Origin of the sequence: Candidatus Magnetominusculus dajiuhuensis (genome assembly GCF_046044395.1) — a bacterium.
GTDB classification, from domain to species: Bacteria; Nitrospirota; Thermodesulfovibrionia; order Thermodesulfovibrionales; family Magnetobacteriaceae; genus Magnetominusculus; species Magnetominusculus dajiuhuensis.
In genome coordinates this window covers 1-8,380 of record NZ_JBJUSG010000142.1, presented here as the reverse complement: position 1 = coordinate 8,380, position 8,380 = coordinate 1, and the positions used below count along the sequence as shown (strand labels likewise).

Annotated in this window: 10 protein-coding genes; 5 read left to right on the top strand and 5 right to left on the bottom strand. The window is 48.2% G+C overall.

Features of this window, described 5'->3' with window-relative positions; translation table 11 throughout:
* Positions 1-249: 249 nt before the first annotated feature.
* From AB7D94_RS14985 to AB7D94_RS14965, 5 genes are read left to right on the top strand one after another with little or no spacing between them, the layout of a single operon-like run.
* Positions 250-1,077, top strand: a complete 828-nt coding sequence (locus AB7D94_RS14985) for a cytochrome c biogenesis CcdA family protein (protein WP_420266776.1) — start codon at positions 250-252, stop codon at positions 1,075-1,077.
* Between the two features lie 10 nt (positions 1,078-1,087).
* Positions 1,088-2,350: a hypothetical protein gene (locus AB7D94_RS14980; RefSeq protein ID WP_420266775.1), complete on the top strand. Its 1,263-nt coding sequence runs from the start codon at positions 1,088-1,090 to the stop codon at positions 2,348-2,350.
* A 28-nt stretch (positions 2,351-2,378) separates the two neighbouring features.
* A complete protein-coding gene (locus AB7D94_RS14975) occupies positions 2,379-2,900 on the top strand; it encodes a peroxiredoxin family protein (RefSeq protein ID WP_420266774.1) in 522 nt (173 codons plus the stop codon).
* Positions 2,897-3,127: a DUF4266 domain-containing protein gene (locus AB7D94_RS14970; RefSeq protein ID WP_420266773.1), complete on the top strand. Its 231-nt coding sequence runs from the start codon at positions 2,897-2,899 to the stop codon at positions 3,125-3,127. Before AB7D94_RS14975 ends, AB7D94_RS14970 begins: the two co-directional genes overlap by 4 nt.
* Complete coding sequence (locus AB7D94_RS14965) at positions 3,112-4,266, top strand: DUF3570 domain-containing protein (RefSeq protein ID WP_420266771.1); 1,155 nt, start codon at positions 3,112-3,114, stop codon at positions 4,264-4,266. The genes AB7D94_RS14970 and AB7D94_RS14965 overlap by 16 nt, the downstream gene beginning before the upstream one ends.
* 149 nt (positions 4,267-4,415) lie before the next feature.
* On the opposite strand, the gene AB7D94_RS14960 is transcribed toward AB7D94_RS14965, so the two are convergent.
* From AB7D94_RS14960 to AB7D94_RS14940, 5 genes are all read right to left on the bottom strand, one after another.
* Positions 4,416-4,901, bottom strand: coding sequence for an Hsp20 family protein (locus AB7D94_RS14960; protein WP_420266770.1), 486 nt, complete (start codon positions 4,899-4,901; stop codon positions 4,416-4,418).
* A 215-nt stretch (positions 4,902-5,116) separates the two neighbouring features.
* Positions 5,117-6,433, bottom strand: coding sequence for a sigma-54 interaction domain-containing protein (locus tag AB7D94_RS14955; protein WP_420266769.1), 1,317 nt, complete (start codon positions 6,431-6,433; stop codon positions 5,117-5,119).
* 24 nt (positions 6,434-6,457) lie between these two features.
* Positions 6,458-6,865: a cupredoxin domain-containing protein gene (locus AB7D94_RS14950; RefSeq protein ID WP_420266767.1), complete on the bottom strand. Its 408-nt coding sequence runs from the start codon at positions 6,863-6,865 to the stop codon at positions 6,458-6,460.
* Between the two features lie 12 nt (positions 6,866-6,877).
* The gene (locus AB7D94_RS14945) at positions 6,878-7,771 is read right to left on the bottom strand and encodes a metallophosphoesterase family protein (protein ID WP_420266766.1); all 894 of its coding nucleotides are present in this window, start codon (positions 7,769-7,771) and stop codon (positions 6,878-6,880) included.
* Between the two features lie 56 nt (positions 7,772-7,827).
* Positions 7,828-8,148: a c-type cytochrome gene (locus AB7D94_RS14940; protein WP_420266765.1), complete on the bottom strand. Its 321-nt coding sequence runs from the start codon at positions 8,146-8,148 to the stop codon at positions 7,828-7,830.
* Positions 8,149-8,380: the final 232 nt, after the last annotated feature.

Below are 8,380 nucleotides of genomic sequence, written 5' to 3'. Positions count from 1 at the left end.
GGGGGGGGGGCTGCTTTACTATTGTGACACAGTCTGCAAGCCGGAATGACGGAAAAGGGATAAGGATGAAAACAAAATAAGCAATTACAATCTAAGCAACTACCGCTTACTTATGATGGAGAACAAATTTACCGTGATCGGTGGAATGCCGGGTATTGACAAAACATTGTCTGACCCAATACAATTATAGCGTGGGGTCAGCTCACTAAACTTCGTTCAAAACGTGTTGTAAAGCATAAGGAGACCAACTTGGAACTAACTCATATATCAGCCTTTACGGCAGGGGTGGTGACGTTTCTGGCCCCGTGTGTCCTGCCGATAGTACCCGCGTATCTGTCCTTTATCACAGGCGTGGGGGCGGATGAGCCCGGCACACAGGTAAAGGTTCAACCATTTAAATCCCTGATACCGGTATTGTTTTTTATCGGCGGGTTTTCGCTCGTATTTATCATAATGGGGGCAACGGCCACCGCACTTGGGCGGCTTTTTGCCGATTCTCAGCAGGTTATATCCAGAATTGGTGGAGCTACGGTTATATTCTTCGGCCTTCACTTTACTAATCTCTTTCTCAGGGATGATTTTTTAAAGATATTCTCCGGCGCAGGGTTTCTTTTTGTCACAGCGTTCTGTTTTGAGCTGATGGAGAAAGAGACATTCCTTATGATTGCCGGGGCGTGGGCCTTTATTACCGCGCTATATCTGTTTCAGGCACACCTGCTGCTGTACCGGCAGCTCAAGGCACAAAGAAACACGGGGGCAAGCATATTCAGCGCCTTTATCATCGGGCTTACGTTCGGGGCTGGCTGGAGCCCGTGCATAGGGCCGGTGCTTGGCGCGATACTGCTGTTGGCGTCGAGACAGGAGACCGTATATCAGGGGATGATATTTCTTGCCTTATTTTCCGCCGGACTGGGGATCCCTTTTTTCATTGCGGGGCTGTTCTGGACGAGTTTTATAGGTTTTGTCAGGAAGTTTGGTAAATTCTTTGCGGTTGTGGAATTCATTGGCGGCGTCCTTCTTTTAACGATGGGGCTGTTACTGTTGACCGGCAAACTTTCTTTGATATCTTCATGGTGACGAAATTGTGATGAAAAAAATACTCATAGAAACGGCAGTGGCCGTCCTGATGTTAACTCTGCTTACTTCGTGCTTTAACAAGGGCGGTGGCAGTAGCGGAGGGGGAAGCGGCAGTGGCACCGGAGGCGTGATACCAGTCACTTCCGGCACTGTTTCCACCGTTACCGCTACAGCCGGCAACTCGCATAACCAGGCGAAGGACTGCCTCTTGTGCCATAATACGGGGCTGCAATCCTCAGAAAGTCTTGTTATTGGCGGAACAATGTATGTTGCCTCCTCTGTTACAAACGTCAACGATTTGAACTATGCCTATGTAGATGATTTAACCACCGCCGGCAACGGCATCATCCGGATTCAGTTCATAGACAACAACACAAACGTGGCGGTGGATTCGATATACTATACCGACACTTCCTCAAAAGGTTACAACGCAAAGGGGAATCTCTTTATTTTAGGCAGGATGATGTCCTCCGGCCTGCTGGGCAGCTATTATATCAGGCTGCTTGATTCAAACGGTTCGCTAATCGCTCAGAGCGACAGGGTACACAGGTTTTCGAGTGCCTATAACAGCTCTTACCCAAACGACCCCAATAACATGTATTCGTGTAACGCCTGCCATATGTTGGTACCGTCAGGCGGCGCTCCAGGCCTCCTATATCCGAACATGGCGCACTACCAGGGCAAAGACTGCCTCCAGTGCCATAACGCCGCCACGTCGGCCAGGTCAATTGGTATAGTCCCAGGACACGCTGTCACTGCCCCGCGCCCCAACACTACCCCTGCGCCCTGGTCGGCCACCGGCATGTTCCCGCCACCAGTACACTCAGGCGTTGTTATGCACAGTATCGCCGATTCTTCGTCCACCAGGGCGCTTACCGTTGGCGGGACTTTATATTTGAGTGCGACCGACTCCAACAACGTATGTGTCTCATCTCTTCGGCTGCAACTCCTTGATGATAATTCTACCGCGGTATATGACACCGCCACCTACACGAATGCCGGCATAAGCGGCAACTACGGAAAAGGAAACTTTGCAATTATGCTCTTAAGCCTTGCATCGCTAAAGGGCAGTTATTTCACGCGTATTTTGGCCCCAGACGGCACGATACTGGCCGCAAGTGCGCTAAAACACGACTTTACCACTTCGTATAGCAGCGGGACTCCGACTGACCTGTTAAACAGATACTCATGTAACGCCTGCCACAACACTACACCTCAAAATAGCGCGCCAGGGCTTTTGTATCCGAACGTAAACAGTGCGAAATGCCAATGAATATGCCAGTAAATAAGGAGGATTCGTTATGAGACAATCTATTGTAATAGCGATGATTGCCGCATTATTGATAATACCCGCGGCAGCCATAGCAATCCCGATGGAAGGACAGCAGGCAATAGAGTTCTCTCTGCCTGAGCTTCACGACGCTAGCAAGACAATTGCCCTGAAAGATTTGAGAGGCAAGGTAGTGCTTTTGAACATATGGGCGAGCTGGTGCGATGGCTGTCAGGCGGAGATGCCTGAATTTATTAATCTGCAGGAGCAATACAAGGATAAACCGTTTATTATAGTTGCGGTAAGTGTAGATAATTCGAAGGACAAGGCCTTCGGTTTCCTTGAGGGACTTGAGCAAGCGACAAAAAAGAAGGTGAATTTTACTGTCCTCTACGACAAAGACAAGACCTCGCCAAAGGACTACAAACCCCGCGGAATGCCGGCCTCTTACTTAATAGATAAAAACGGTAAACTTGCCAGAATATTCATGGGTTCTTTTAACACGTCAAACATCGGGACACTAAAGTCGGCCATAGATGAGGCGCTTAGGTGAAATTCATCCCACGATTTTTCATAATCGTATTGATTTTATTTGCCGTTGCCGCGTGCTCTGAACACCTTGCCGTTGTAAAACCATATGAGCGTGAGCGCCTTGCCTCGGATAAGATGCTCTTTACCCCTATGGAGGTGGCGTCGGAGCATGAGACACATGTGTTGTTAATCAGAGAGGCGTCGGAGGGTGGGGAAAGCTCGTTTCAGGGGGGTTGCGGCTGCAGATAAGAATAAGGCATATTCTTCTTGCCGCCCTTGCGGTTATCCTCATATCATGCGCCATACTGTACGCCGAGGGCCTCAAGGATAAAGTCACACTTTCATATGATTACTACGGGGACAACGGCTACGTCTCGGTTTACTCGCCTGCCATAGCGATATACAAAAAAATCACGGAGAGATTTTTAATCGGTGTGAAGATGAATGTAGACGCCGTAACCGCGGCAACAATAGCGAGAGGCTCAAGGATAGGGAAACTTGATGCCGTTACATCCGCAACTCCGATAAGGCTCTTTGACGACGTTCGCTACGCCCCCTCGCTTTTTGGCACATATAACGACGGCGACAACGCCTTCACCTTAGGCGGATACTACTCTACTGAGCGTGATTACACGGGACGCTCATTCTACGCCAACTACGTAAGACAACTCAATGAACAAAACACCGCCCTTGGCTTAGGCATATCCCAGTCGTTCGATTACTGGAGGCCGGGCCTTGACAGAGAACTCCCGCGCTATAAAAGGGACGAGACGAAAATAGACCTCTCGGCCACACAAATCCTCTCACAGACCTTCACGGCACAGCTTATTTACACGTTTATGAACACCACGGGGTTTCTCGCATCCCCCTATGAATATATAACCACGGACACCTTTGCCGACTACGAGCGCTATCCCTCAAGCCGTACCGGTAACGCGCTGACTCTAAAACTGGTCAAACTTATTGACGACCCAACGGCCGTCCACTTCTCTTACAGATTTTTCAAAGACAGTTGGGACATCGCCTCACATACGTTTAATGTGGAACTGTACAGAGACCTGTCCAATAGTTTTACCATCGGGGCAAAGTATAGATTCTATACGCAGACGAAGGCCGATTTTACGAAACCCCTCAGTGATTACGTTAGAACCGACCAGTATATCGCGGTTGATTACAGGCAAAGCGCCTTCAGCTCCAATACCGTAGGCATAATGGCAATTCTGAAGCCCCGGACTACGGAGACCGGACTTATTGATTTTAATAAAATGAAAATCAAAGGGGCAGTCAACTACTACTGGACATCCCCTAACGACTACATTAACTACTGGTATAACGTCAACAAGCTCCAGGGCGTATTTACCTCCATTAGCATAGATTATGAGTTTTAACCGCCAGTAACCACAGAAGAATTAAAAGAATTAACGACGAAGGGGGGGTAACCCCCCCTTCACCCTGTATTTTCGTCGAAGTTTGTCTGTTGAGTTTGGGCTGCCGCCCGTTGGCGGCTTCAGTACTCCAGCCAAATACCGCGTCTCGGTTACGCGATTTTTATCCTCTTTTCCTCTACCAGCGCTTCCTTCTTCTTGGGCAGGCAAATCTCAAGGATTCCATCCTCGTGCACAGCCGCTATGGCGTCTGCGTCCACTGTTGAGGGAAGTTCAAATGTCCGTAGAAACTTTCCGTATGTCCTTTCAGAGCAACGGCATTCACTGCCATCCTCCACATCGCCCTTTACCTCACCAGCTATCTTCAAAACACCGAGGTTCACGCTGATATCTACGTCTTCCTTCTTGACGCCGGGCAACTCGACTCTCAAAACAAAGCTGTCCTTCTTCTCCAGCAACTCCACATGCGGCGTAAAGTCTCCAGTTTCCGTATTACCGGTCAGCAAACCGCGGTGAAAATGCTGAAACAGATCATCAAGTGTTGTGCCAGCTAGCCTGTCATACACCGTCGTTGTTGGATACCATTTTAGTATTGACATCGCAAACCCTCCTTTTTTAGCCTCATTATGTTTCAACACAATTTATCGCCGCCTCTTCGGCAACCCTACGCGTTAACGAACTACATACGCGTCAACGAACTACATATGCGTCAACGAACTACATATTAAATAAAGCAAATACTGTGCCAACGCCTGAACTTCCACAAGCAACGGTTTTTTGTATGGCGCAACCCATGAAATGAGACGTATTGGGCGTATCACGAGTGTATCAGATGAGACATTATGTCTCGTAGTTATCGTTCAATAAGTGAAAAATGGCGATAAAAGGTGGCCCTGCTAATACCAAGGAGGCGTGCCGCCCGTGAGCGGTTGCCGTTAGATTGCCGCAGGGCCTCCAAAAATCTTTCGTGCTCGTCTTTTATTCCCTCAAGCGGCAAATACGATGTTTCCTCGGTGGAATTGGAAATTTCCGGCGGCAAGTCCCCTGGACGAATAACAGAAGCCTCACTATGAATTACGGCAAAATCTACGGCGCTGCGCAATTCCCTCACATTTCCAGGCCATGAATACGCCAACAACAACGCCATCGCCCCAGCGCTTATCTCTGTTATTTTTTTACCGGAAAACACCGCAGCCACAGATAAGAAGTGGCTTGCCAGAAGTGGAATGTCCTCCCTGCGTTCCCTCAGCGGTGGAAGCGCTATGCGTGCAACCCTGATTCGATACAGCAGGTCAGCCCTGAAAGCCCCCTTTTGGACTTCCTCGGAAAGACTTTTATTTGTAGCGGTAATTATCCTGACGTCTACAGTTTTCGATACGGACTCACCAAGCACCGTTATTTCGTGTGACTCCAAAAAACGCAGCAGGTTTGCCTGCACATTCATAGAGATGTCGCCAATCTCGTCAAGAAAAACCGTGCCGCCCTCCGCAGCTTCAAACACCCCCTTGTGGGCCGATACCGCCCCGGTAAAAGCGCCCTTTGTGTGTCCGAATAATTGGCTTGCAAGCAGGGAATCGGTCAAACCCGCACAGTTTACGGCTATAAAGGGTTTATCCTTTCGGCTGCCAAGTGAGTGAATAGCCCGTGCCGCAAGTTCTTTTCCCGTTCCGGTTTCACCTTCGATAAGTACCGTCCAGTAGGCGCTGGCAATACTTTTAATTTGGGCAAACACTTTTTCAATGGCGGGTCCCTTTCCTATTATACCATGAAAGCCCGCATTGCCTTTAAGGAGTTTTCTGAGTCCATATACCTCTGAGACGTCGTATAAGAACAAGATTTTTCTTCTTGCATCCTCAGGGTCTTCCACAGCTTCCACCTCCAGCCAAAAGTGTCTTCCCTCTGGAGAGTCCGCCTCCAGTGTAAACCTCCCGGCTCTATTGTCGGCAATGGATTGAAACAGGTCGCCGCGGTTTGTCCGGACAAGTTTCTCTATGGGCATACCTGCCGTCTCATCGGCGGTTTTTCCAAAGATATTGAGGACGGGGTTGCTCGCAAATAGGGTATTGCCGTGTTCATCGAGCATTATAGTACCAACTCTCAGTTGATTGAGAATCGCCAACAGGTCGTTGCGGTTTCTTCTTATGGCCTCACAGGATTCAGTAGTATTCAATTACACAGGCTCCCCGCACGCAGGTCAGTCTTCGACTATAATATCCCCTGACATGTCTTCATGGCCGCTTCCACAGTAGCTGTCACAGTGGAACTCGTAAGTACCGGCTTTTTGAGGTGTTACACGCAATCTGGTAACTTCGCCATGGTAAATATCGGCTCGTAACCCCAGACCCGGACATTTAAATCCATGATGTCTGTCCAGTGACGTAAGCTCAAGGATCACCTCAACCCCCTTTTTTAATCTTATCTTTCGTGGCGAATACTCATACTTTTTAGCGGTAATTTTAATTGTCTCTACCTGCGCCGCCTGCTGATTTTGCAGGGACTCACTTTCCGCCGCCAAACGGTCAGAGAACAAGGGAATTAAAGCATAGGCCAAAACTATTGCCATGGTAACGCTTACTATCTGCAGCAGACGGATTTTTTTCATAAAATATCCTCCTTATATTTTTATGATTGGAAACTCAGTTAACACGTAGCCGTACTCATCCGCCTTTGGCGTAGCGCTCCGATATCCAACACCTTTATATGGGTGCGCGCTATCCCAGGGAAGTTGCACACGTTTTGGGACAGACCCTGGTGCCGGCAACGGAAACAGCATTCCTTTTGCCGCATGATGCTCAATGTGTCCGGTCATGTGATGGTGTTCCTGATGGATGTGCCCGTAAAACACGACAACGTTTTTGTATGGCATCAGGATATCTATGGCCTTGGCCCCGTCGCTAGTCCACCAATCCCATTGCGGATACAGGTCAAAGAGGGGACGGTGCGCAAAAATCACGATCCGCGAATCTTTGTCCAGCTTACCCAATTCAGCGCTTAACCACTGCAACTGCGTATCGCCAATGCTGGAACTAGGATCTGAGGCATTATCCACAACTATGAAATGCACACCTTTATGCTGGAACGTGTAATGGGTCTTACCAAAATACTCCTGAAAGGCCTCACCGTTGTCCAGTCCAGCGTCATGTTCCCCAGGCATCATCTTAATATCTTTCACCTTCAACCCGCCTATGATTTCACGGGCCTCCCCCATACGCCTTCGCCGTTCCTTTGGGTCGTCCGTCGAGTGAGTTATGTCGCCGGTGAATATGATAAAATCAGGCTGCGATTTCATGCTGTTTATCTGTGCGATGCCTTTTTTCAGTGTGCCCGCAAAATCCGGGGTTATCTTTGGATCATTGAAACCCCAGTGAGTATCAGACAACTGAACGAAGGTGAGTGTGTCCTGCGCCGCTATTTTGTCTGCCGCGCTGACTAAATTCCCTGTCTCCATGACAATCACCGCGCCGCCTATTCCAATCAATCTCAGAAAATCCCGTCTGTCCATTCCCATGCTTACCTCTCTGGTTAGATTTGATTTTGATATATCGGCATAATCCGAAAGCTCTGTTATTTCTTATTGCCAAGAGATTTTATATACGCCACCATATCCTTCATTTCGATGGAATCCTTTGCCAGCGCCTTACCCTTGAGCGCGCCCACGATACACTTATTGACAATATCATCGGGGTTTGAACTATTGTTGAACTTTGCGAGGTCAATTCCTTTTCCGGCGGCATGGCAGGAATTGCAGCTTTTTCCACTGGCAGACCCGCCTAACTTAGTGTCCTTAAAGAGCTTTTCCCCGTTTTCGATATTTTCCGCGTACAAAACCGCAGATGCCATAAACACCGACAACACTAACACCAAAGCATAGTAGAAGATTCTCATTTGTGCCTCCAGAGTTTCAGTATTTACCTAAGTTAAATCTTAAGCTGCTCTATTATCACATGAATGGAATTTCATATCAATAGGTGGAAGGAAGGTTTTATAATAGGATTAATTGACGATACCATAGGTAATTTACCTTGCAGGACAGGAATATCTCCGGCTTTTCAGATGTGTAACTCCATTTCTAAATCATACCTACAATAATATATTTTATCTCACTCCGCGACAAAAA

Excerpts from the sequence above, each read along its gene's own strand:
- AB7D94_RS14980 (WP_420266775.1), top strand. The coding sequence starts at position 1,088 with ATGAAAAAAATACTCATAGAAACGGCAGTGGCCGTCCTGATGTTAACT.
- AB7D94_RS14950 (WP_420266767.1), bottom strand. The coding sequence starts at position 6,865 with ATGAAAAAAATCCGTCTGCTGCAGATAGTAAGCGTTACCATGGCAATA.
- AB7D94_RS14945 (WP_420266766.1), bottom strand. The coding sequence starts at position 7,771 with ATGGGAATGGACAGACGGGATTTTCTGAGATTGATTGGAATAGGCGGC.
- AB7D94_RS14940 (WP_420266765.1), bottom strand. The coding sequence starts at position 8,148 with ATGAGAATCTTCTACTATGCTTTGGTGTTAGTGTTGTCGGTGTTTATG.
- AB7D94_RS14975 (WP_420266774.1), top strand. The coding sequence starts at position 2,379 with ATGAGACAATCTATTGTAATAGCGATGATTGCCGCATTATTGATAATA.